General features: G+C 64.2%; 20 protein-coding genes. 6 read left to right on the top strand and 14 right to left on the bottom strand.

What is annotated here, in order from left to right; all coding sequences use genetic code 11:
- Positions 1 to 757: transcription termination factor Rho (gene rho, locus V7D81_RS13370; protein ID WP_324317035.1), on the bottom strand; the 757-nt coding region annotated here is incomplete at its 3' end.
- Positions 758 to 960: 203 nt separating this feature from the next.
- Positions 961 to 1,290: a thioredoxin TrxA gene (gene trxA / locus V7D81_RS13365; RefSeq protein WP_324317034.1), complete on the bottom strand. Its 330-nt coding sequence runs from the start codon at positions 1,288 to 1,290 to the stop codon at positions 961 to 963.
- 400 nt (positions 1,291 to 1,690) lie between these two features.
- Between trxA and V7D81_RS13360 the strand changes: the two genes are divergently transcribed.
- Positions 1,691 to 3,145: a DEAD/DEAH box helicase gene (locus V7D81_RS13360; RefSeq protein ID WP_324317033.1), complete on the top strand. Its 1,455-nt coding sequence runs from the start codon at positions 1,691 to 1,693 to the stop codon at positions 3,143 to 3,145.
- Positions 3,146 to 3,150: 5 nt separating this feature from the next.
- On the opposite strand, the gene yrfG is transcribed toward V7D81_RS13360, so the two are convergent.
- Positions 3,151 to 3,822, bottom strand: coding sequence for a GMP/IMP nucleotidase (gene yrfG / locus V7D81_RS13355; protein ID WP_442958351.1), 672 nt, complete (start codon positions 3,820 to 3,822; stop codon positions 3,151 to 3,153).
- A gap of 98 nt (positions 3,823 to 3,920) precedes the next feature.
- Between yrfG and V7D81_RS13350 the strand changes: the two genes are divergently transcribed.
- The 4 genes from V7D81_RS13350 to arfB are packed head-to-tail and all read left to right on the top strand — an operon-like array spanning position 3,921 to position 6,414.
- Positions 3,921 to 4,397 carry a DUF3301 domain-containing protein gene (locus V7D81_RS13350; protein ID WP_324317031.1) on the top strand — a complete coding sequence of 159 codons (477 nt, stop codon included), beginning with the start codon at positions 3,921 to 3,923 and terminating at the stop codon, positions 4,395 to 4,397.
- A 48-nt stretch (positions 4,398 to 4,445) separates the two neighbouring features.
- Positions 4,446 to 4,670, top strand: coding sequence for a DUF465 domain-containing protein (locus tag V7D81_RS13345; RefSeq protein WP_324317030.1), 225 nt, complete (start codon positions 4,446 to 4,448; stop codon positions 4,668 to 4,670).
- 14 nt (positions 4,671 to 4,684) lie between these two features.
- Positions 4,685 to 5,998, top strand: a complete 1,314-nt coding sequence (locus V7D81_RS13340) for a mechanosensitive ion channel family protein (protein WP_324317029.1) — start codon at positions 4,685 to 4,687, stop codon at positions 5,996 to 5,998.
- The gene (gene arfB / locus V7D81_RS13335) at positions 5,995 to 6,414 is read left to right on the top strand and encodes an alternative ribosome rescue aminoacyl-tRNA hydrolase ArfB (protein ID WP_324317028.1); all 420 of its coding nucleotides are present in this window, start codon (positions 5,995 to 5,997) and stop codon (positions 6,412 to 6,414) included. The genes V7D81_RS13340 and arfB overlap by 4 nt, the downstream gene beginning before the upstream one ends.
- Positions 6,415 to 6,470: 56 nt before the next feature.
- Here the strand turns inward: arfB and V7D81_RS13330 are convergent, their stop codons facing one another.
- The 11 genes from V7D81_RS13330 to V7D81_RS13280 all read right to left on the bottom strand — a co-directional run bounded on the left by V7D81_RS13330 (position 6,471) and on the right by V7D81_RS13280 (position 21,356).
- Entirely contained in the window at positions 6,471 to 7,646 is a 1,176-nt protein-coding gene (locus tag V7D81_RS13330; RefSeq protein WP_324317027.1) for a phospholipase A, read from the bottom strand.
- 58 nt (positions 7,647 to 7,704) lie between these two features.
- Positions 7,705 to 10,161: a glycerol-3-phosphate 1-O-acyltransferase PlsB gene (gene plsB, locus V7D81_RS13325; protein ID WP_324317026.1), complete on the bottom strand. Its 2,457-nt coding sequence runs from the start codon at positions 10,159 to 10,161 to the stop codon at positions 7,705 to 7,707.
- Positions 10,162 to 10,182: 21 nt separating this feature from the next.
- On the bottom strand, positions 10,183 to 10,440 hold the full coding sequence (locus V7D81_RS13320; RefSeq protein ID WP_324317025.1) for a hypothetical protein: 258 nt from the start codon (positions 10,438 to 10,440) through the stop codon (positions 10,183 to 10,185).
- Positions 10,441 to 10,451: 11 nt separating this feature from the next.
- On the bottom strand, positions 10,452 to 10,982 hold the full coding sequence (locus tag V7D81_RS13315) for an alpha/beta hydrolase (RefSeq protein ID WP_324317024.1): 531 nt from the start codon (positions 10,980 to 10,982) through the stop codon (positions 10,452 to 10,454).
- Positions 10,975 to 11,799 (bottom strand): tRNA 2-thiocytidine(32) synthetase TtcA, encoded by an 825-nt coding sequence (gene ttcA, locus V7D81_RS13310; RefSeq protein WP_324317023.1) that lies wholly within the window; start codon positions 11,797 to 11,799, stop codon positions 10,975 to 10,977. Before ttcA ends, V7D81_RS13315 begins: the two co-directional genes overlap by 8 nt.
- Positions 11,800 to 11,911: 112 nt before the next feature.
- The gene (locus V7D81_RS13305; RefSeq protein ID WP_324317022.1) at positions 11,912 to 13,408 is read right to left on the bottom strand and encodes a carboxypeptidase M32; all 1,497 of its coding nucleotides are present in this window, start codon (positions 13,406 to 13,408) and stop codon (positions 11,912 to 11,914) included.
- Positions 13,409 to 13,740: 332 nt separating this feature from the next.
- The gene (locus V7D81_RS13300; RefSeq protein WP_324317021.1) at positions 13,741 to 16,878 is read right to left on the bottom strand and encodes an efflux RND transporter permease subunit; all 3,138 of its coding nucleotides are present in this window, start codon (positions 16,876 to 16,878) and stop codon (positions 13,741 to 13,743) included.
- Positions 16,875 to 17,984, bottom strand: a complete 1,110-nt coding sequence (locus tag V7D81_RS13295) for an efflux RND transporter periplasmic adaptor subunit (RefSeq protein WP_324317020.1) — start codon at positions 17,982 to 17,984, stop codon at positions 16,875 to 16,877. The genes V7D81_RS13300 and V7D81_RS13295 overlap by 4 nt, the downstream gene beginning before the upstream one ends.
- 343 nt (positions 17,985 to 18,327) lie before the next feature.
- Entirely contained in the window at positions 18,328 to 19,269 is a 942-nt protein-coding gene (cysK, locus tag V7D81_RS13290; protein ID WP_324317019.1) for a cysteine synthase A, read from the bottom strand.
- Positions 19,270 to 19,458: 189 nt separating this feature from the next.
- Positions 19,459 to 20,541 (bottom strand): class III poly(R)-hydroxyalkanoic acid synthase subunit PhaC, encoded by a 1,083-nt coding sequence (gene phaC, locus V7D81_RS13285; protein ID WP_324317018.1) that lies wholly within the window; start codon positions 20,539 to 20,541, stop codon positions 19,459 to 19,461.
- Positions 20,538 to 21,356, bottom strand: a complete 819-nt coding sequence (locus V7D81_RS13280; protein WP_442958350.1) for a poly(R)-hydroxyalkanoic acid synthase subunit PhaE — start codon at positions 21,354 to 21,356, stop codon at positions 20,538 to 20,540. The genes phaC and V7D81_RS13280 overlap by 4 nt, the downstream gene beginning before the upstream one ends.
- 230 nt (positions 21,357 to 21,586) lie before the next feature.
- Between V7D81_RS13280 and phaR the strand changes: the two genes are divergently transcribed.
- Complete coding sequence (gene phaR / locus V7D81_RS13275; protein ID WP_324317016.1) at positions 21,587 to 22,108, top strand: polyhydroxyalkanoate synthesis repressor PhaR; 522 nt, start codon at positions 21,587 to 21,589, stop codon at positions 22,106 to 22,108.
- The last annotated feature ends 23 nt before the right edge of the window (positions 22,109 to 22,131 follow it).

The raw sequence follows: 22,131 nt of genomic DNA, 5'->3' as shown, positions 1-22,131 counted from the left end.
GGCGCTTGGCCTTCTCGATCACCATTTCCGCGACCTGCACGTGGCGCGTCGCCGGTTCATCGAAGGTCGACGACACGACTTCGCCGCGCACCGTGCGCGTCATTTCCGTCACTTCTTCCGGACGCTCGTCGATCAGCAGAACGATCAGATAGACATCGGGATGGTTCGAGGTGATCGAACTCGCGATGTTCTGCAGCAGCATCGTCTTGCCGGCCTTCGGCGGCGAAATGATCAGGCCGCGCTGGCCTTTGCCGATCGGGGCGACGAGATCGATGATGCGGGCCGTCAGGTCTTCGCTGGAACCGTTGCCGCGCTCCAGCTTGAAGCGCTTGGTCGGATGCAGCGGCGTCAGGTTCTCGAACAGGACCTTGTGCTTGGCGCCTTCGGGCGAATCGAAATTGATTTCGCCGACCTTCAGCAGCGCGAAGTAGCGCTCGCCATCCTTCGGCGGACGGATCAGGCCGGAGATCGAGTCGCCGGTGCGCAGATTGAAGCGGCGGATCTGGCTCGGGCTGACGTAAATGTCGTCCGGACCGGCGAGATAGGAGCTGTCGGCGGAACGCAGGAAGCCGAAGCCGTCCTGCAGGATTTCCAGCACGCCGTCGCCGTAGATGTCTTCGCCGCTGCGCGCATGCGCCTTGAGAATGGAGAAGATGATGTCCTGCTTGCGCGAACGGGCAAGATTCTCCAGCCCCATCTTCTGCGCGACTTCGACGAGTTCCGACACCGGCTTCAGCTTCAGCTGGGTCAGGTTCATCGACTGGCGCGAGGCCGCCAGTTCCGATGGCGAAATGATGCCTACGTCATCGGCGTCGAAATCATCGATCGGCAGATCGTCATGCTGCTGACGATGATTGCCGCGATTGCCGTCGTTGTTGCCGCCGCGGTTCTGACGACCGCCGCCCTTGTTGCCGCCACCACCGCCCTGACGGTTGCGGGCCTGATTGCCGAGATAGCCTCTCACAGTTTGCTTTCCAGGAATGCGGCCAGATCGGCTTTGCGCAGGGCTCCGACTTTCTGCCCCTCGACCTGACCGTTTTTGAAGAGAATGAGTGTCGGAATACCGCGGACGTTGAAGCGCTGTGGAGTCCGCGGGTTGTCGTCGATGTTGATCTTCGCGATCGTGACCTTGGATTTGTACTCGTCGGCGATCTCATCGAGCATCGGCGCAATCATCTTGCAGGGGCCGCACCATTCGGCCCAGAAATCCAGCAGCACGGGCTGGCCGGACTTGAGTACATCGTCTTCGAAGCTCGCGTCGGTGATGTGCTTGATCGTGTCGCTGCTCACCAGGAGGTCTCCTCAAATCGTTCGATCGATGGAAGATTCGTATGGGACTAAAGGAACGGAAAAAATCGTAAGTCGGCGGGATGGACCGTATTTAGTGACTTGCGCGTGCTCGGTCGGGCACAATGCTGGCGGTTAGGGTTCCGTGGACTGTTACGTAGCTGCGCGGTGCTCGTGCTCGAAAGCCAAGGTGTTGAGCGAGCCAACCCCGACGGGGGTCTTGTTCAACGAAGGAGTCGCTTGGTGCCGGTATTCCGGTCGGGGCGGGCGCGGATGAGTCCGCTGCGTTGGGCTTATTAGAACCGGGCCCATTTCAATTTGCAAGCCTCCGCTTGCCGCAATTCATGGCCGTAGCAACCGAGATTTTTCTTTCATTCACACACCCGGGACTACATCGAAATCAATGGCTGATTCACATCTCACCGAACTGTCCTTCTCCAGCCTGCATCTTCCCGAGACGCTGCAGAAAGGCCTCGCGGATGCGTCGTTCGAACGCTGTACGCCGATCCAGGCCCAGACATTGCCCCAGGCCCTCGCGGGCATGGATGTCGCCGGTCAGGCACAGACCGGCACGGGCAAGACCGCCGCGTTCCTGGTGGCGCTGTATGCGCGATTGATCCGCGAACCCATTCCGGCATCGCGCAGCCTGAATGCGCCACGCGCGCTGGTGGTCGCTCCGACCCGCGAACTCGCCGTGCAGATTCATGGCGATGCCGAAACACTGGGCTCGCATACGGGCCTGCGCCTGGGACTCGCCTTCGGCGGCGTCGATTACGAAAAGCAGAAGCATCACCTGGAACAGGGCGTCGACATTCTCATCGGCACGCCCGGCCGCATCATCGATTTCTTCAAACAGCGGGTGATCGACCTGCGCTGCGTGCAGGTGCTGGTGCTGGACGAAGCCGATCGCATGTTCGATCTCGGTTTCATCGCCGACATCCGCTACATCCTGCGCCGCCTCCCTGCCCCGGATCAGCGCCTGAACATGCTGTTCTCCGCGACGTTGTCGCAGCGCGTGCTCGAACTCGCCTATGAGCACATGAACGATCCGACGCTCGTACGCATCGAGCCGGACAAGATGACCGTGGATCGCATCCGTCAGGTGATCTACTACCCGTCGAACGACGAGAAGCCGCGGCTGCTGGTCGGGCTGCTCAAACACATGGATCCGCGGCGCAGCATGGTGTTCGTCAATACCCGTCGCGCCGCGGAAGACATCGAGGGACTGTTGCAAAGCAACGGCATCAATGCCGAAGCGATCTCCGGCGACGTGCCGCAACGCAAACGCCTGCGCATGCTGCGCGACTTCCACGAAGGCACGCTCGCCGTGCTCATCGGCACCGACGTCGCCTCGCGCGGCCTGCACATTCCCGATGTCAGCCACGTTTTCAACTACGACCTGCCGCAGGATCCCGAAGACTATGTGCACCGCATCGGCCGCACGGCACGCGCCGGCACCGATGGCGATGCCATCAGCTTCGGCTGCGAGGACTACGTGATCTCGCTGCCGGACATCGAGGCCTACATCGATCGCAAGATTCCGGTGGCTGCGGTGCCGCTGGAACTGTTGCCCGAGATTTCGATTCCCGCGCGCCGGCCGCGTCATTCCGGCCCGCACCGCGGCGGCGGCCGCCACGGTTCGAATGGCGGTCGATCGCACGGATCACGGCCGCCGCCGCGCCGTTCGCAGCCACGACCAGCGCAGGGCTCTTCCGATCAGCCGGCGACTGCCGCGCCGCAGGAAACAGGCCCGGCGGGTGATGCGCAAGGGAATGGCGCGAAACGCCGACGGCGTCGCCGACGCGGCAATCGCCCGGCCGGCGGTCAGCCCGACACGCCGACACCGACCAGCGAATGACGGACTCAGTCGAGTAAGTCGGCAACCCGCGGCACGGCCGGAAATTCAGTGACCTCGCGCCGGCCGCCGCCTGAGTCCGGATGAGTGATCGCATACACCTGGGCAATGCCATGCGCCCGCGCGGCGCGCAGCACGGCAAGACTGTCATCGACGAACAGGCTGCGCGACGGATCGAATCCCACTTCCGCCTGCGCCCGGCGCCAGAACTCGGCGGATTCCTTGGGCGCGCCGTAGTCGTGCGAACTGACGACGACATCGAAGTAGCGCGTCAGGCCGCTCTGTACATCCTTCACGCGCAAAGCGTCGCGATGGGCATTGGTCAATAGCGCCGTGCGCAATCGGCGACGACGCATCTCCGCCAGGAATCCTTCGGCGCCTGGCAGATACTCCACCCGCTCGCGGACCTCGTGCTTGAGCGCCGCGATGTCGAGGCCGAGATCGCGGCTCCAGAAATCCGTGCAGTACCAGTCGAGCGTGCCCTGCCGTGCGGCGAATCGCGGCGTCAGTGCCTGGCGCGCCGCCTCCAGCGTCAGCGCATGACGCTGCGCAAAACGTTCGGGCACGAGCTGCAGCCAGAAATAATTGTCAAATTGCAGATCCAGCAACGTGCCGTCCATGTCGAGCAGCACCGTATCGATCTGCGACCATCGCGGTCGTTGCGCAGGCTGAACGGGCAAAGAGGTCGGTACCGTGCTCATGGAAGCCGTATCATAGCGACGGCCTCTTCGTCCGGCGCTGCGGCGCCTTCTCCTTACGGAATCATCCCGAGCCTGCAATGTTTCTCAGCTGGACTGCGCTGGTTTTCGTCATTGCCGCCGCGGCGATCGCGTGGTTCTGGCAAGACAGCCTCGCTGCACGCGAACGCGCGAATGCGGCCGCCATCGACGCCTGCGAACGGCTGGGGCTGCAGTTCCTCGACGGCACCGTCGCATTCGCCCGCATCGGCTGGACCCGCAGCGACCGCGGCTGGCTCACCCTGCGCCGCACCTACGTATTCGACTACACGGCAACGAGCATCGAACGCCTGCAGGGATTCGTCGTCCTCAGCGGACAGCGGGTCGACACGGTCGGCTATGCGCCGGGCGAGTCCGCCCGTCGGGCAGTACTGCAAAGCGCAGCACCGCCGCCGGCCGCGGAGCCGAAGGAACTGCCCGGCAATGTGCTGCAGCTGGATCAGTGGCGCGCACAGCGCCGCCCGACTGCCCCGCCGAGTCGTGAGGATCGGGAAGATCGTGGCGACCAGCGCCATTGAGCTGCGCTGGTGGCTGTAATCTGCCGGGTTATATAAAGTACCGCCGCGATGAGCGAATCGGAAAACAACGTTGAAACCGAGACTTTCCGGCGTCTCGAACGACTGCGCGATCTGCGGATCGAGCATCGCGATCTCGACGATGTGATCAATCGCCTGCAGATGGATCTGTACGTGAACGAAGTGCAGCTGCGCCGCCTCAAGAAGCGCAAGCTCCTGCTGAAAGACCAGATCGCGCGGCTCGAAAGCCAGCTCATCCCCGATCTCAACGCCTGAATCCCTGAAGGCAAATGCAGGAACTGCTGCGCAACATCGGTGAGAGCCTCGAAGCCCTCCTGACTCCCAACTCGCTCCTGCAACTCGGCGCCATCGCCATCGCCGCATTGCTGGCATGGTGGTTCGGGCGGCAGGTCGTCAGCACCGACCGGGCCCGCGCCGCACTGACCCAGAGCGGTTTCCGCGCACGCGTCACCGAGATGTTCCTGATTGCCAGCCCGCATCTGGCAGCGCTGGTTCTCGTTGCTGCCTTCGGCGGCGTACTGCATGCATTGAAAGTCCGCAGCCACATCGTCGATCTCGCGATCACGCTGGCGGGCCTCTTGCTGCTGATCCGCGTCGCGGTGTACCTGGTGCGGCTGTCGCTGGGCAATCGCACCAAGGGCTGGGGCAACACGATCACGCTGGTGGTGTGGCTCGTACTCGCCCTGCATGTGCTCGGCTGGTTCGAGCCGCTGGTGCAGGCGCTCGACAGCGTCGGCATCAAGACCGACAAGTCGCGCATCACGCTCTGGTCGGTGATGAAGCTGCTGTTCACGGTCGGCATCTTCATCCTGGTCGCGGTGTGGATCGCGCGCTGGTTCGAACAGCGGCTGATGGCGATGCAGGGTCTCGCGCTCAGCATGCGCATCGGCATTGCAAAATTTTCGCAGGCGTTCCTGATCGGCCTGTCGATCCTGCTGGGCCTCAATGCAGCGGGACTGGATCTCACGACGCTGAACGTGCTCACCGGCGCGATCGGCGTCGGCCTCGGCTTCGGCCTGCAGGCCATCGTCGCCAACTTCATCAGCGGCTTCGTGCTGTTGATGGATCGTTCGATCAAGCCCGGCGACGTCATCAGCTTCACCGGCACGACGGGCACGAGCACCGAAGGCTTCGGCTGGGTGCAGGAACTGCGCGGCCGCTACGTCGTGGTCCGCGATCGCGACGGCGTCGAGACGCTGGTGCCGAATCAGCACCTGATCATCAATCCGGTCATCAACTGGAGCTACACCGATCCGCGCGTGCGCCTGAAGCTGCCGGTGCGCGTCAGCTACAAGGACGATCCCGAACTGGCGCTGTCGGTGCTGCTGCAGGCGGCGGACGGGCATTCGCGCATCCTGCGCGATCCGGGGCCGGTGGCGCGCATGATGGGGTTCAACGACTACGGCTTCGATCTCGAACTGCGCTTCTGGATTTCCGATCCGCAGGAAGGCGTGAACAATGTGCGCTCCGATGTGAACCGCGCGATCTGGCGCCTGTTCCGCTCGCATGGCATCACCATCCCCGTCGCGCAGCGCCAGGTCCTTCTGGAAATGCGCAAGCCGGAAGACCTGGATCCGATGTGAGCCCGGCTCCCTCGCTGCAACCGCCCGACGCGGCACTGGACATACGTTTCATCCGCGCTGGCGGACCGGGCGGCCAGAACGTCAACAAGGTCGCCAGCGCCGTGCAGCTGCGTTGCGATCTCAAGGCCTGGCCGCAATTGCCCGATCGCATCCGCGCACGACTGCGAACACTTGCCGGACGACGTCTGACGGACGAAGACGTCATCGTCATTTCCGCACAGCGTTTTCGTACTCAGGAACACAATCGTCGCGACGCCTTCGAGCGTCTCGACGAGTTGATCGCACGGGCGTCGATCGAGCCGAAGGTGCGACGGGCGACGAAGCCGACGCGCGCCTCGAAGGAACGACGGCTGGAAGGAAAGCAGCAGCGCAGCCAGGTGAAGAGCGCGCGCGGCAAAGTCAGGCAGTTCGATTGAGAAGAAGCGATGAGCTATGAGCTGCGAGCAGTGAGCCGGAAGGGCTCTGCTCTGGCTCACAGCGCAATCGCAATCCCCAGCCGCAGCTGCGAATCCAGCTTGTCGCGATAGTTCAGCAGGCTTTCGCCGTAGCCGCCGAAGTACTGCAGCATGAGCCATCCCTGCAGATCGCCGCGGCTCAGCTTCGACAGCGGATACGACAGGTTCAGTTCCGCGCTGCCGTAGTCGCTGCGGGTACCACGGCGCAGCGTGGCCCAGAAATCCAGGCCGCCGCGACTGCCGATGCCGATCAGCCAGTCGACGTAGCCGCGATAGTCCTTGAGGTCGGGATTCTCGTCTTCCGCGATGTAGTTGTGGATCAGCGGCGCGACGTACGCACGCAGGCCGTCGGGATCGCCGAAGCTCAGCGTGGGACGCGCATAGAACATGTTGTAGCTGCGCGAGTCGTCGCCCTCCTTGCCGTTCGACTCGTGACCGAATCCCGTCTCGACGCCGAAGCGCAGTTGGCCGTCCATGGCGCGCGCGAGATCGTAGTTCGCATAGAACAGGCGCGGCCGGTAGCTCGAATCGGTGAAGGGCTTCGACAGTTCGCCGAGATCCCACAGCGACGTCGTCGAGAACGACAGATACAGATCGTCGAGCCAGGGCAGGCGGCTCGCCAGCGGCCCATCGCCATCGAACAGCTGGTAGCGGAAGCTGATCTGGAACTTCGCATTCACCCCGCCATCGCCGCCGACGATGAAGAACACCGGTTCGTAGGTCGATACCGCAAGGGGCGGCGGCTTGTCGATCAGCCGGCTTGCCGTGGGCGTCGGTCGCTTCGAGTCTGCGACAGGCGCGGCGGCAGTTTGCGCGGCAGGCGCAGACTGGACCTGCAACAGCACGGGATTCGCCTCGATGCCGGTCGAGGTCAGCGTGACGAGACCTTCCGCCCCGGCAGGCAGCGATCCCTGCAATCGGACTTTCTGGAATCCGCGGGGAGCAATCGTCAGCGGTCCGGCGCGATCGGGGGTGAATTCGAGCGTCGTCACGGCGGCCGGCGTTTCGAGCCGGACGTGCAGGAGATCGGGCAGCGCCATCGTCAGCGTCGAGTCATCGTCGTTGGTGATGGTCATCACCAGTTCGAACGGCATGCCGGCCGTGGCGGTCGGGCTGCCGGCCGAGAGAACGGTTTCGGCGTGCGCTGCGGACGCAATCAGGGCCAGCAGGGCGAAAGTGAGGAAGGGACGCATGAAGTCGGCTCCGTGCTTCACGTCGACAGAAAATGGACCCCGCTGACGCGGGGACGACTCACGCGTGAGTCACCTGCAGAATACTGTTGCGGATCTGTTCGTGCAGCACCAGCTGCGCATCCAGGGCAACCACGTCGAGCACTTCGCTGAAGGTCAGCCGCCCTTCGCCATTCACGTCGATGACCTTGCGCGAACGCAGCAGGTCGATGAAGTTCTTGAACAGCACCTTGTCGAAGAACTCGGGCGAGTTCAGTTCATGCAGCAGCGACATGCGCTGCGCCATGAGCTGGCACTGCGACTCCAGCGCCTCCTGCGTGATGCGGCCGCTGCCGGACTTCAGCAGGATGGCGATGGCGAGGTAGTAGCGCTCGATGATCTGCACGGTGATCTGCGCCAGCACGGACAGCTGCACGGCTTCCGACGATCCGGTCGGCGGACGACGCCACTGAGTATTGTCTTCAAGCGCCTCGATCAGGCCGTGATTGGCGAGATCGTCCAGTACTTCGAGCACCGCAGCGTCGACTTCGGCCTCGGTCCAGCGCAGCGAGAGTTCGTCGCACACGTAAGGATAGATACGGCGCATCAGGCGCTGGATGTCCACGCTGCTCATGGTGCGGTTGTTCAGGAAGCAGCAGGCGATCAGCGACGGTAGCGCGATCAGGTGCAGCACGTTGTTGCGGAAGTAGGTCATGAGCACCGACGTCTCTTCCGTCATCTTCAGCACGTCGCCGAGCGGATGCTTGAGACGCTGCAGCACTTCCATGCGTTCGCCGTGCCGGATCATCGACGCGCCATCCATGTCCGTCACCCAGACGTGCGCCGAATACGGCGCCTGCCGCAACAGCGACGCATACATTTCAACCTGCCGCGCCAGGTCCGCTTCGAGCATCGACTGCTTCGGTGTCGCCAGCAGCGCCAGCGCGAGCAGATTGATCGGCGTCGCACAGGCCGCGCTGTTGATGTTCATCATGATGCTCGTCGCGAGATCGTCGACGGCCGCAGGCAGCCATGCAGGCCGATCGGTCTTTTCCGCCTGTCCCGCGACACGATCGGGCGCATGCTTCTGCAGGATGTCGTTGAGATGCACCGGCTCGCCGAAACTCACGTGGACCTTGCCGAAGCGCTTCCGCAAGGCCGGCAGGGTGCGCAGCATGCCGACCACCGATTCCTTCTGCTTCGGCTGCCCGGACAGTTCGCCGATGTAGGTCTTGCCCTCGACCAGCCGCTCGTAACCGAAATACACCGGCAGGAACACGATCGGCCGTTTCGGTTCGCGCAGATAACTGCGCAGGGTCATCGATAGCATGCCGGTCTTGGGCGGCAGCAGCCGGCCGGTGCGGCTGCGTCCGCCTTCGACGAAGTATTCGATGGAATGTCCGCGCGCCATCATGAGACCGAGGTATTTCATGAACACCATCGTGTAGAGCGTGTTGCCCTTGAAGCTGCGGCGCATGAAGAACGCGCCGCCGCGTCGCAGGAAGCGTCCCACCACCGGCATGTTGAGATTGATGCCCGCCGCGATGTGCGGCACCGCGTAGCCCTTGTAGTAGATGACGTAGGACAGCAGCAGGTAGTCGATGTGGCTGCGATGACACGGCACGTAGACGACTTCGTTGCCGTCGGCGATCTGCTGCAGCTGATTGAAGTTGTGCAGCTCGACGCCGTCGTAGAGACGGGTCCAGAACCAGGTCAGTCCGCGCGCCATGATGGCGACGAAGACGTGGGAATAGTTGGCCGCGATCTCCCCGGCGTAGTCGGTGGCCAGCTTCAGCGCCTCGCGCCGCGAAATCTTTTTCGAGCGCATTTCGTCGCTCATGGCGCGACGCACGGCGCCCGCTTTCAGCACCTGCGTGAGAATCGTGCGCTGATGCGAAAGATCAGGACCGATCGCTGCTGCGCGCTGGCGACTCAGCGCCGTGCGCAGGATGCGCGCGGCGCGGCGCACGGCACGCTGCGGTTCGACGCCGGCTTCGAGCAGCCCGCGCAGCGACACCGGCTCGCCGAACTGCACGAACAGATTCCGTCCGTTCACCACCACCGACAGCATGCGGCGAAAGCGACCGACGCGTCCCCAGGTTTCCGACAGCAGCAGGCGGAACCAGGAAGCCTCTTTGTCAGGCGCGCGGCCCCACAGGATGTTGACCGGCACCAGATCGACATCGAGCGACGCGTCGGCCGCGACGGCGGCGACGAGTTCGCGCAGCGTCTCGGGAATGCGCCGATCGATGCGGTTGCCCCAGAAACCGGCCGGACGTTCGAGAAAGAAGGCGGATTGCGACGGCAGCGGCGGCTTCAGCGACTGCATCGGATCGGGCAGGCCCTGCGCCTGCGCGACCTTTTCCAGCACCACCATGTCGGCGACGCTGCGCCGTTCGAGCGCATAGCAGAGCGGACGCGGATGATTCGCGTAGCGCTTGCGCAGATCCTCGGGCAACACATGCGGTCGCGCCCAGATGGAAATCGGCGTGCGCAGCAGCGCCAGGAAGAAGCGGTCCCAGCCAGACTGATCGGCCATCGGCGTCGCGGACGTGCGGAGTTACTGCCCTTCGGCAGCGTTGATCTGCTGGTCCGTCTGCTGCTTCTGCGCGTCGACCGTGTCCTGCACGCCGCGGGCCTTGTCCATGGTGCCGACCATGTCGCCGAACGCCGTGTCCTCCACCTTCGGCGGTTCCGGCGGCTCAGAACTGCTGCCGCAGCCCGCGAAGGAGCACGCGCAGAAGGCGATGAGAGCAAGCCGGTGCAGGTGAGTCATGACGCTGCCTTGCATGTCGTTGGTGCGGCGATAGTAGCGCATCGCCGGCCCGGCTAGCCGGACGCGAGCCGGCGCAGGAACAGATCGAACAGCTCGCAGACTTCGCCGAGATTCGCGGTGAGCCGGTGATCGGAATCGATCAGATGCAGCGTCGCGCGATATTGCTGCGCGAAGCGGATGCTGTTCTGTGCGGGAACGACGTCGTCGTTCCAGCCGTGCACGATGTCGATGGGACAGCGCCCCGGCACCGGTGTGTATTGCTCGAATCCGGGCATGAAGAACGCCGGCGCCATCAGGAACAGGCCGCGCGTCGGCACCTGCGAGGACACGGACGCCGCCACGTGACCGCCGAGACTGGAGCCGACGAGAATCAGCGGCCGCGCCCGTTCCTTCGCAAACTTCAGCAATTTTTCGACTCGTGCGGGCGCCTCCATGCCGCGATAGTCGAGCGACTCGACGTGCAGGCCGCGCGCTTCGGCCACCTTGGCCAGCGCCACGACTTTCGTCCCCCAGGGTTCGCCGTCGAGACCGTGCGAGAAGACGACGGTCTGCTTCGCTTCCTCATTCATCGAGACATTACTCATCCAGAATGCCTGCATCTCCGCGCTCGGAAGTCCCGGGCAGGCTGAAATCGTGGAGGCGTGGATCGGCGAGATGCGACGGCACGACGTTGCGCAGGCTGGAGAAGATCGACTCGGTGCGCCCCGGATAGCGCGCCTCCCATTCGTGCAGCATTTTCCTGATCTCGACCCGCTGCATGTTTTCCTGCGAGCCGCACAGCGAGCACGGAATCAGCGGGAACTGGCGCGCCTTCGCATAGCGTTCGATATCGGACTCCGCCACGTAGGCGAGCGGCCGGATGACGATGTGCCGGCCGTCTTCCGAACGCAGCTTCGGCGGCATGGTCTTGAGCTTGCCGCCGAAGAACATGTTCAGGAACAGCGTCTGCACGATGTCGTCGCGATGATGTCCGAGCGCGATCTTCGTGATGCCGTTCTCGGCGGCATAGCGATACAGCGCGCCGCGACGCAGGCGCGAACACAGCCCGCACATGGTCTTGCCTTCGGGAATGACGCGCTTGACGACGGAATACGTGTCCTGCTCGATGATGTGGAATGGCACGCCGAGCGCGGTGAGGTAGTCGGGCAGCACATGCGCCGGGAATCCCGGCTGTTTCTGATCGAGATTCACCGCCACCAGCTCGAACCGCACCGGCGCGCTGCGCTTCAACGACAGCAGGATGTCGAGCAGCGTGTACGAATCCTTGCCGCCGGACAGGCAGACCATCACCCGATCGCCGTCCTCGATCATCGCGAAATCTTCGATCGCGCGACCGACCTCGCCCCGCAGGCGGGCCTGCAGGCGGCGGAAGTTGTTGGAGGGTTCGGGGAGGGCGGACATGGTTTCAGGCTACAGGCGACGGGCTACAGGTCTTGGAGTTTCAGGGACAAGCACATCCGTTTGCAAAGCCCGCATCGCTCTGGCTGTAGCCTGTTACCTGTCGCCTGATATCTCACTCCTCCAGATACTTCCCCTCCGCATACCGCACCCACGCCGCCGCCGACAGCGGTTTGCCCGTGGCTCTCTGAATCAGCTCCGGCATGCTCACGCTGGCGCCGAGCCCGTGCACGTTCTGCTTGAGCCAGTCGAACAGGCCGGTGAACTGGCCCGCGGCAATTTCCTGGTCGAGTTCGGGACGCTCGGATCGCAGGCTCTCGTAGAGCTGGGCCGCAATCACGGCGCCGATGGCATAGGAAGGAAAGTAGCCGAAGGAACCGACGGCCCAGTGCACGTCCTGCAGGCAGCCTTCGGCATCGTTCGAGGGCCGCACGCCGAGACGATCTTCCATGCGGCTGTTCCAGGCGTCGGGCACGTCCTTCACGCGCAGTTCGCCCTTCAGGATCTCGGTTTCCAGTTCGTAGCGCAGCAGGATGTGGACCGGGTAGGTCACTTCGTCGGCATCGACCCGGATCAGGCTGCGTCGCACGCGGGTCAGCAGGCGATACAGGTTTTCGACTTCCCATTCGGGGCCGGAAACGCCGAACGACTTTTCCAGCAGCGGCTTCAGGTACTGCAGGAAGGGGCGGTTGCGGCAGATGAGCATTTCCAGCAGCAGCGACTGGCTTTCCTGCATCGCCATGCCGCGATCACGCCCCACCGGCTGGCCGCGCCACGCCTCCGGCAGACCCACGTCGTACATGGCGTGCCCGGTCTCGTGCAGCACACCCATCAGGCCCGTCAGCGGGTCGGTGGCGCTGAAGCGGGTCGTGATGCGGATGTCGCCCGGCACACCGCCGGTGAAGGGATGCTCGCTTTCGTCGAGGCGACCGCGATCGAACGGGAATCCCAGGGCCTTCATCAGTTCCGTGGCCAGGGCGCGCTGTTTCGAGGCGCCGAAGCGGCCAGTGATGTCCAGCGCCGGTCGACGTTCCTGGTGTTCGATGACTTCGTGAATGAGGCCAGGCAGGCGCCGCCCCAGCGCGGTGAAGATCGTGTCGATTTCTTCGCTGCGCAGCCCGGGACTGAATTCATCGGCGAGCGCATCGTAGGGATCCAGGTTCAGTGCCTTGCCGAGCAACGCGGCCTTGTCGCGCAGCAGGCCCACGACTTCCTCCAGATGCGGCGCGAAGATCGAGAAATCGCTTTTCTGCTTGGCTTCGAGCCATTTCACCTCGGCCCGGGAGGTCGCCTTGGCCAGGCGCGACACCAGCGTGCGCGGCGTGGCGATGGAGTGATCGCGTTCGCGGCGCATCTCCTGCAGGTTGGCGATCTGCCAGTCCTCCAGCATCTGGGCATTGGCATCGGCCCGCTCGATCAGGCGCGACACGCGCGGCGACACCAGCAGCGCATGGCTTTCGGTTTCGAGCGCCGCGAGCTGTTCGCCCCGCAGGTCCGAACTGCCGCGCGGCATCATGACGGCGGAATCCCAGCGCAGGATGCCGGCGGCACTGCGGAAGGCATGCAGGCGACGGAATTCCTGCTCGAGCTGCTGGTAGGGAGTCAGGGCCATGGGTCGGTCACTCGCAACGGGCCGCTGCCGCATCGACGAACGGAAGGTCCGGACGCATTCGGGCAATCGGCGGGAACGCGGCGATTCTAGCAAGCCGCATCGGCCTGGCCTGCTGCGGGATTTCTCCCGTATTCATTCAGTTATTTCTAATGATGGCGACCGTGCGCGGGCAATTTGCCTACCGCACATTTCAGAGAATTAATGTAACGAGGTGCGGAACCAGTCGCAGGCGAGTCAGTCTCAAGTGACGTCCTCCTGCGAGCGCCTTCGGGCGCTTTGGACACCCCCTGAGGCCGGCGACGTTGTCACCGGCCTTTTTTTATTCGGGCGTCTCAGGAGCCGGTGGGCGCCGGCTTGTCCTTGGACGGAGATGGCAACGCCTTGCCCCGCAGATGCTCGATCAGGCGGCTGACGTGTTCCGGCGACTGCGTACGCCGCGCGATCAGGGCGTAGACCGTCGGCACCACATACAACGTCAGCAGCAGCGAGAAGGCGACCCCGTAAACCACGACCGCGCCGATCGCCTGGCGACTTTCCGCCCCGGCACCGGTCGCGATCATCAGCGGCACCGCCCCGAACAGCGTACACAGGCTGGTCATCAGCACCGGCCGCAGACGGATGGCGGACGCCTCGATGATGGACTCGACGAACTCCATGCCCCGGTCCCGCAGCTGATTGGCGAACTCCACGATCAGGATGCCGTTCTTCGCCGCAAGGCCGATCAGCATGATGCAGCCGATCTGGCTGAACACGTTGATCGTGCCGTTCTGCACCCACAGGCCGATCAGCGCGCCGGTGATCGCCAGCGGCACGGTCACCATGATGATCAGGGGATGGCGGAAGCTCTCGAACTGCGCCGCCAGCACCAGGAACACGATGGTCAGCGACAGCAGGAACGTCACGTACAGCGCCGAACCGGACCGCTGGAACTCGCGCGACTCGCCGTCCCAGTTGACCTGTGCCTCCGGCGGCAGATCCTCGCGGACGATCTTTTCCATGTACTCCACGGCCTCGCCCAGCGAATAGCCCGGCGAGAGACTCGCCGAGATCGTCACCGCGCGCAGGCGGTCGAAGCGCTTGTAGTCGATCGGCCCGGCGGTCTCGGTCAGCTTCACCAGGTTCGACAACGGGATCATGGCGCCCGTGGTGAGCGAACGGACGTAGATGTTCTCCAGATCGCCCGGCGTGGCGCGATCGCTCTCGCGCGCCTGCAGGATGACGCGATATTCCTCGCCGCGCTCCAGGTAGGTCGTGACGATGCGCGAGCCCATCATGGTTTCGAGCGAACGGCCGACGGTTTCCAGCGAAACGCCCAGGTCGGCGGCGCGATTGCGATCGATGGCGACGTCGAGCTGCGGCTTGCGTTCGTAGTAGTCCGAGTCCAGGTTCACCAGGCCAGGATTCTCGGCGGCGCGCGCCAGGACGATGTCGCGCCATTTCGCCAGTTCTTCGTAGTTGGAGCCGCCCAGCACCAGTCGCACCGGCGAGCCGCCGCGCACGCCGAGACCGCCGGGCTGGGTAACGATCACGCGCGCGCCGGGAAAATCCGACACCTTGGCGCGCAGGCGCTGCACGATCTGTGTCGCGGACTCCGTACGCTCTTCCCACGGCGTCAGCGGCAGCACGACACGGCCGAGGTTCACGTCGCCGCCGCCGCCCCAGTTGCCGGAGCGCGTCAGGATGCGACGCGCATTGCCGCGGGTCACTTCATCCGCAACAACGGCCTCGACCTGCTTCAGATAGCGATCCAGATACGCGAGGCTCGATCCTTCCGGCGCCGTGATGATGATCTGGAGATTGGCGCGATCTTCCGTCGGCGCGTATTCCGTCGGCAGCACCTTGTAGAGCAGCACGCCGAGCACGATCGCACCCGCCGCCATGCCGAGACCGACCGCCGGCCGGCCGATCGTGGCGCGCAGCGACTGCTCGTATTTCGACGACAGCCAGTGGAAGAAGCGCTCGACCACCAGCGTAGTGCGGCTGCGCACCGCGCCCCGGGCGAAGAACTTCGAGGTCATCATCGGCACCAGCGTCAGCGAAATCAGCGCCGAGAAGGCAATCGCCGCCGCGATGGTGATGCCGAACTCGCCGAACAGGCGGCCGAGATTGCCGGGCAGATACGAGATCGGCAGGAACACGGCGATCAGCACCAGCGTGGTGGCGACGACGGCGAAGCCGATTTCGCGACTGCCGTCGACGGCGGCGAGCAAGGCGGGCTCGCCTTCCTCGATGCGTCGCATGATGTTTTCCAGCACGACGATCGCATCGTCGACGACCAGGCCGATGGCGAGCACCGCGCCGAGCAAGGTCAGCACGTTGATCGAGAAGCCCGCCATCACCATGACGATGGCCGCCGCGATGATCGACACCGGAATCGTGATGGCCGGAATCAGCGTCGCGCGCCAGGTGCCGAGGAATGCATAGATCACGACCAGCACGAGAATCAGCGCGACCACCAGCGCATGGATCACTTCGTTGATCGACGCATGCACGAACAGCGAATTGTCGACGTTGATCTCCATGCGGATGTCTTCGGGCAGCGTCGCGCGGATGCGGGCCATTTCCTCCTGCACGCCGCGCGTGACGTCGAGCACGTTCGCCGTCGAGGTCGGCACGATGGCGAAGCTGATGCCGGTGACGCCGTCGGAGCGCGAGATCGAGCGCAGGTCCTCGGCGTCGCGCTTCACTTCCGCGACCTCGCCCAGCCGCACGAACGAACCGTCGACGCCGCGCCCGATCACGAGCTGGCGGAAGTCTTCCTCGGTGTTGAAGCCGGTATCGGTGCGCAGCGAAAACTCGCGATTGACCGATTCGATGCGACCCGCCGGCAGCTGCAGGTTTTCGCGACGCAGCGCCGTTTCGACGTCCTGAACCGTCAGCGCGCGCCCCGCGAGCGCCTGGCGATTCAGCCAGATGCGCATCGCATAGCGCCGTTCGCCATTGATGCGTGCCATGGCCACGCCGTCGACGATCGAGAAGCGGTCGAGCAGGTAGCGATCGGCGTAGTCGTTGAGTTCGAGCACCGAACGCTTGTCGCTCGACAGGTCGATGTGCATGACCGGATCGGAGTTGGCGTCGACCTTGGTGATCTCGGGCGGATCGGCCTCGTCCGGCAGATTGCCCTGCACGCGCGAGACGCGATCACGCACGTCGTTGGCCGCGGATTCGATGTCGCGGCCCAGCCCGAACTCGATGGTGATGCGCGAGCGCTCTTCCGAACTCGACGACGTGATCTTCTCCACGCCTTCGAGTCCCGCGACCTGCGATTCGATGATCTGGGTGATCTTGGATTCGACGACTTCGGCGGTGGCGCCGCGATAGCTCGTCGCGACGCTGACGATCGGCGCGCTGATGTCGGGGTACTCGCGCACCGACAGGCGATTCGCCGCCATCAGGCCGATGATCGTGAGCAGCAGGCTCACGACCATCGCGAAGACGGGTCGGCGGACCGACAGTTCCGACAGGATCATGCGCGTTCCCGGCGCAGCACCGGCTCCAGCGCCGCGCCCTGCACGGCGGCGTCGGCGACCGGATTCACCGGAATGCCATCACGGACTTTCTGCGTGCCTTCGACGATCACGACGTCGCCGTCGCCGAGTCCGTCGATGATCTCCACCTCGCCCGGGCGACGGCGGCCCGTCTGCACCTGCGTGCGCACCGCCTTGCCGTCGCGCACGGCGAAGACGTACTTCTCGTTGCCTTCCGGAACCAGCGCCTGCTCGGGGATCAGCAGCGCCGGCGCCGCGGCGCGCATGAGACTCACCGTCATGAGCATGCCGGGCTTCAGCCGGCCATCGCGATTGTCGATGCGCGCCCGCACCAGCACGGCACGACTCACCGGATCGAGCCGGTTGTCGATGCCCGACACCGTGCCCTTGAACGTCACTCCCGCATACGCGGTCGTGCGGCTGTTGATCTGCAGCCCTTCCCTGATCTGCGCCAGGAACAGTTCGGGGACGGAGAAGTCGAGCTTGATGACGCTGGAATCGTCGAGGGTGGTGATGATCGTGCCGGGACTGACGAAACTGCCGACGCTGACGTTGCGCAGGCCGACGCGACCGGCGAAGGGCGCACGGATGATGGTGTCGTTGAGCTGCGAACGCGCGCCGGCAACACGCGCCTCGTTCATGCTCAGCGTTGCCTGCAACTGATCGAGCTGCGCTTCGGACAGCGCCCTGGTGGCGAACAGTTCGCGGCTGCGGTTGAACTGGCTGCGGCTGTCGCGCAGCGCGGCCTCCGCTTCGGCGAGACTGGCGCGCACCTGTTCGCTGTCGAATTCGACCAGGATGTCGCCCGCCTTGACGAACTGGCCTTCGCGGAAGGCGATCGCCGTGACGCGGTTGGACACCTTGGCAGTGACATCGACCGCTTCGTTGGCGCGTGCGGTGCCGATGGCTTCGATGTCCTGCGCGAATGGCACGTAGTTCACCGTTGCCGCAATGACGTTGACGGGCTTGCCGGCACCGGGTGCCTGACGTGCTGCGCTCGGTGCCTGCGGCCCGCCATTCGACTTCGCATACCAACCGATTCCCGCCACCGCGACGAGCAACGCCGCTCCAACCACTATGTTGCGCACACCTGGACCCATGTAACTGCAGACCGAATAGACCGTCGCTTCAGCTGGCCAAGACAAAGACTTGCGGATCCGCCGGACAGCAGGAGCCGTGGACTATGACCGACCGTCAGGAAACTTCAGTGGAGAAAGTTCAGTGAATCGGAACTCCGACCGGATGGCGTTCGATCAGTTCGACAACTGCCGAAAAGCCATTCCGCCGAAGTTGTAAAGAATCGTAAATTCAATGATATCGGCGCGATGGAGGACTGCGGATCAGGCAAACGCTCAATCCGTCGGGCGCACGACTCACTCTTGCTGTGGGGCCGGCTTCAGCCGGCCTTCTGAAGAAAGAGCCGAGATACGACTACGGCTCCGCATCCGAAGCATCCGGAATCCCTTCGAACAGCGGCGTGCTGAGATACCGCTCGCCGGTATCCGGCAGCATCGCGAGGATCACCGAATCATTCGGTGCGCGCTGCGCGACCTTGAGCGCGGCAGCAAACGTGGCGCCGGAAGAGATACCGCAGAAGATGCCTTCCTTCGCCGCCAGATTGCGCGACGCCTGGATGGCCTCGTCATCGGCCACCTGCAGGATCTCATCGGCGATCTCGCGATTGAGCACCTTCGGCACGAAGTCCGGCGTCCAGCCCTGGATCTTGTGGGGCTTGAACTCCGCGCCGGTGAGCAGCGAGGCGCTCGCCGGTTCGGCCACGATCACCTTCGTCGACGGCCGCGCCTTCTTGATCATTTCGCCGGCGCCGGTGAGCGTGCCGCCCGTGCCCCAGCCCGTAACCCAGAAATCCAGACGGCGACCGGCGAAGTCGCTGAGGATTTCGGGGCCGGTGGTGTTGCGGTGGTATTCCGGATTCGCCTGGTTTTCGAACTGGCTGGCGAGGAACCAGCCATGTTTCCCGGCCAGCTCCGCGGCCTTGCGGACCATGCCGGAACCGCGCTCCGCCGCCGGCGTCAGGATCACCTTCGCGCCCAGCATCCGCATGATCTTGCGGCGCTCGACCGAGAACGATTCCGCCATCACGGCCACGAACGGATAACCCTTCGCGGCGCACACCATCGCCAGCGCGATCCCGGTGTTGCCCGAGGTCGCCTCGACCACCGTCTGCCCCGGCTTCAGCACCCCGCGCCGTTCGGCATCTTCGATGATCGCGATCGCGAGGCGATCCTTCACCGACGACAGCGGGTTGAAGAACTCGCACTTCACGTACAGCGTGATGTTGGCCGGCGCCAGCCGGTTGATGCGAACGATGGGCGTGCGACCGATCGTGCCGAGAATGCTGTCGTAGATCATGGTGGTGACAAACCGGTGACGAAGCCGAGCCTCGGGGGGAGCCGGGAATTTACTCGCCGCAGCGCGTCAGGAACAGTGCCAGACGATATGGCGTCATAACTGACGGAAGAGATTCTTCCTGTGGGTCAGGCTTCAGCCTGACTTCTTCAGAAGGCCGGCTAAAGCCGGCCCCACAGGAAGAAGAGTCTCCTATCGAGCGTCGCGCTCGCGCAGCCACGACGCGATGCGTTCCGGCACCTCGCGCTGCGCGGCGCCGCTCACGTAGATGCCGATATGTCCGCCGGGGAACTGGTAGCTGCTGTAATCACGCGAGCCGACCAGTTTTTCGATCGGTTCGCTGGCCGACGGCGGCACCAGGTGATCGAACTGCGCATAGATATTGAGCAGCGGGGTCTGCATCGACTTGAGGTCAACCGCGCGGCCGCCGAGTTCCAGCGTGCCGTGCATGAGGCGGTTCTCCTTCACGAACCACTGCATGAACTCGCGGAACATGGCGCCGGGCTGATCGGGGCTGTCGAAGATCCACTTCTCCATGCGCAGGAAGTTCTCCAGCGCCTTCGGATCGTCGATCTGATCGAGCAGGTCGACGTACTTCTGGCTGGTGAGGCGGAACGGCTGCAGGCTGAGGAACAGCGCATTGAGCAGCTCGCCGGGCACGTTGCCCGTCGTGGCGACGAGCGCGTCGAGATCGACATGCTTCGTCCACTTGGCCAGCAGGTTTTCCGGCGTATGGAAATCCGCGGGGGTCACCATGGTCACCAGGTTGCGCAGCGAGTCGCCGTGCAATGCCGCGTAGCACAGGCTGATCGTGCCGCCCTGGCAGACACCGAGCAGGTTGACGCGATCGAAGCCGCTCGACTCGCGCACGAAATCGACGCAGCGCGCCAGGTAGCCGGAGACGTAGTCGTCGAACGTCAGGAAGCGATCGGCGCCATCCGGATAACCCCAGTCGATGAGATACACATCGACGCCCCGCTGCAGCAGGCCGCGGATCAATGAGCGGTCGGGCTGCAGGTCCATCATGTACGGGCGATTCACCAGCGCGTAGCAGATGACGAGCGGCACGCGCACGCGCGACTGCGCCGGCACGTCCTCGACGGCGCGGTAGCGATACAGCACCAGCTTGTCCTCGGCGTACACGGCGTCCTTCGCCGCGCTGCCGATCGCGACATCGCCCACCTGCGCCAGCACGGCGAGTCCATGCGTGAGGCGCTGCACGAAGTCGTCGGTGTCGCGCTTCACCTGGTCCTGGTCGAACTTGAGATCGATCATTGAGAAGGGCCTCTGTCGCGGCGCTTGCGCGGCTTCTTCGCGGCGGCAGCGGACTTGTCGCGCGCTTTCAGTTCGGCGACCTGCTGCTTGAGCACACGCAATTGCAGATGCACGGAGTTCAGTTCGGAACGGGTCGGCAGATCGAACTGGCGCAGGCCGTATTCGATGACGCGCTGGTGATGCGAACGCAGCCGCATGCTGGCGTTGCCGAGTTCGGCCTGCAGCTTTCCATACGCATCGCTGTGCGCGACTTTCGCGAACACCTGCTCGGCGCATTCCACCCACAGGTCGTACAGATCGCGATAGCCCGTGATCGGCTGATCGCTGGCCTGACGCTGGCGCACGCGTTCTTCGAGCAGGTTCAGCGCATCGCCCTGCACGCCGAGCAGCACGCCGCGCAGTTCCTGTTCGAGCCGCTGGCATTCGGCCTGGGTCGCAGCGAGTTCGCGCCAGGCTTCAGTGTGTTCGCGGGCGATGCCGATCGGCGGCAACCGGCCCAGCATGTCGGACAGGGCGCGCGACGCGCTTTGCTGGCTGACGTCGAGCGTGGTCCAGGCATTGCGCCAGACATCGAGCAGTTCTCCGCCCACCTTGAAGGAACCGAGCGGCAACGCCTCGCCCTCCTGGCGTTGCGCCAGACCCTGCAATCCGCCGAGCCAGGCGCGACCGATGTCGAGCCAGCGCGCGCCGAGATTGCGCACCTCTTCACTGCCGACGGTGCTGCGACCGGCCTGCTGGCGCAGCAGCTCGCGCTGCTGTTCGATCCAGGCAGCCGTCCACTGCGCGTCCTTCGATCCTGCATCCTCGTCCGCCATCGCTGAACTCGCTTCGCCGTTGTCTCGCAACCTGTCGCAAAAACTGTGTACAAACCGGCATTTGTGGCGCGACTGTGGCTCAGTCCCCACAACGCGCCGGGCTTGTTGCAGCGCCAAATTGCCGTCGCTACAGTAGCCCGCCTTCGCGATCGAACGCCGGTCGCGACATTGTCACAGAAATCCAGCGTGCGCCGGCAGGCTGATCCAAGCGAGAACTCGAGAAATCCCGCATGAGCGAACCACGCCTGATCAAGAAGTACGCGAACCGGCGCCTCTATGATGCGTCGCAAAGCCGGCACATCACGCTCGATGACATCCGCACCATGGTGGTCAGCGGCGAGCAGGTCAAAGTCATCGAGGACAAAACCCACGAAGACATCACCCGCCTGATCCTGCTGCAGGTGATCGCCGACCAGGAACAGTTCGGCCGTCCGATCCTGTCGACGACGCTGCTGGAATCGTTGATCCGCTTCTACGGCAATTCGCTGCAGGGATTCCTGAGCGCCTATCTGGAAAAGAGCGTCGAGACCTTCATGCGCCAGCAGGAAGTCGTGCAGACCCAGCTCAGCCGCATGATGACCAATGCGCCGATGGCGGCGATGTCGGAACTGACGCGCCAGAATCTGGAAATGTGGACGCGCATGCAGGAATCGATGCTGGCGGCGTTCTCGCCGCCGCGCGATGCCAGGAACAACGGCACCGACCCTGCCCCCGACGAAAAAAGCGGCACCGGCGACGACCGTCAGCGCTGACCGCCGCGCGGACGTGAGGCTGG

This window comes from Povalibacter sp. (genome assembly GCF_036735925.1).
Classification (GTDB): Bacteria; Pseudomonadota; Gammaproteobacteria; order Steroidobacterales; family Steroidobacteraceae; genus Steroidobacter.
Note: the sequence above shows the minus strand (reverse complement) of the source record. Positions and strands in the feature narration are given on the sequence as shown.

What these genes read in the sequence shown, in the direction of transcription:
- V7D81_RS13300 (WP_324317021.1), bottom strand. Translation starts at nt 16,878, where the DNA reads ATGATCCTGTCGGAACTGTCGGTCCGCCGACCCGTCTTCGCGATGGTC.
- V7D81_RS13305 (WP_324317022.1), bottom strand. Translation starts at nt 13,408, where the DNA reads ATGGCCCTGACTCCCTACCAGCAGCTCGAGCAGGAATTCCGTCGCCTG.
- ttcA (WP_324317023.1), bottom strand. Translation starts at nt 11,799, where the DNA reads ATGTCCGCCCTCCCCGAACCCTCCAACAACTTCCGCCGCCTGCAGGCC.
- V7D81_RS13345 (WP_324317030.1), top strand. Translation starts at nt 4,446, where the DNA reads ATGAGCGAATCGGAAAACAACGTTGAAACCGAGACTTTCCGGCGTCTC.
- V7D81_RS13330 (WP_324317027.1), bottom strand. Translation starts at nt 7,646, where the DNA reads ATGCGTCCCTTCCTCACTTTCGCCCTGCTGGCCCTGATTGCGTCCGCA.
- V7D81_RS13315 (WP_324317024.1), bottom strand. Translation starts at nt 10,982, where the DNA reads ATGAGTAATGTCTCGATGAATGAGGAAGCGAAGCAGACCGTCGTCTTC.
- V7D81_RS13360 (WP_324317033.1), top strand. Translation starts at nt 1,691, where the DNA reads ATGGCTGATTCACATCTCACCGAACTGTCCTTCTCCAGCCTGCATCTT.
- phaR (WP_324317016.1), top strand. Translation starts at nt 21,587, where the DNA reads ATGAGCGAACCACGCCTGATCAAGAAGTACGCGAACCGGCGCCTCTAT.
- plsB (WP_324317026.1), bottom strand. Translation starts at nt 10,161, where the DNA reads ATGGCCGATCAGTCTGGCTGGGACCGCTTCTTCCTGGCGCTGCTGCGC.
- phaC (WP_324317018.1), bottom strand. Translation starts at nt 20,541, where the DNA reads ATGATCGATCTCAAGTTCGACCAGGACCAGGTGAAGCGCGACACCGAC.
- V7D81_RS13340 (WP_324317029.1), top strand. Translation starts at nt 4,685, where the DNA reads ATGCAGGAACTGCTGCGCAACATCGGTGAGAGCCTCGAAGCCCTCCTG.
- cysK (WP_324317019.1), bottom strand. Translation starts at nt 19,269, where the DNA reads ATGATCTACGACAGCATTCTCGGCACGATCGGTCGCACGCCCATCGTT.
- V7D81_RS13320 (WP_324317025.1), bottom strand. Translation starts at nt 10,440, where the DNA reads ATGCGCTACTATCGCCGCACCAACGACATGCAAGGCAGCGTCATGACT.
- V7D81_RS13280 (WP_442958350.1), bottom strand. Translation starts at nt 21,356, where the DNA reads ATGGCGGACGAGGATGCAGGATCGAAGGACGCGCAGTGGACGGCTGCC.
- V7D81_RS13350 (WP_324317031.1), top strand. Translation starts at nt 3,921, where the DNA reads ATGTTTCTCAGCTGGACTGCGCTGGTTTTCGTCATTGCCGCCGCGGCG.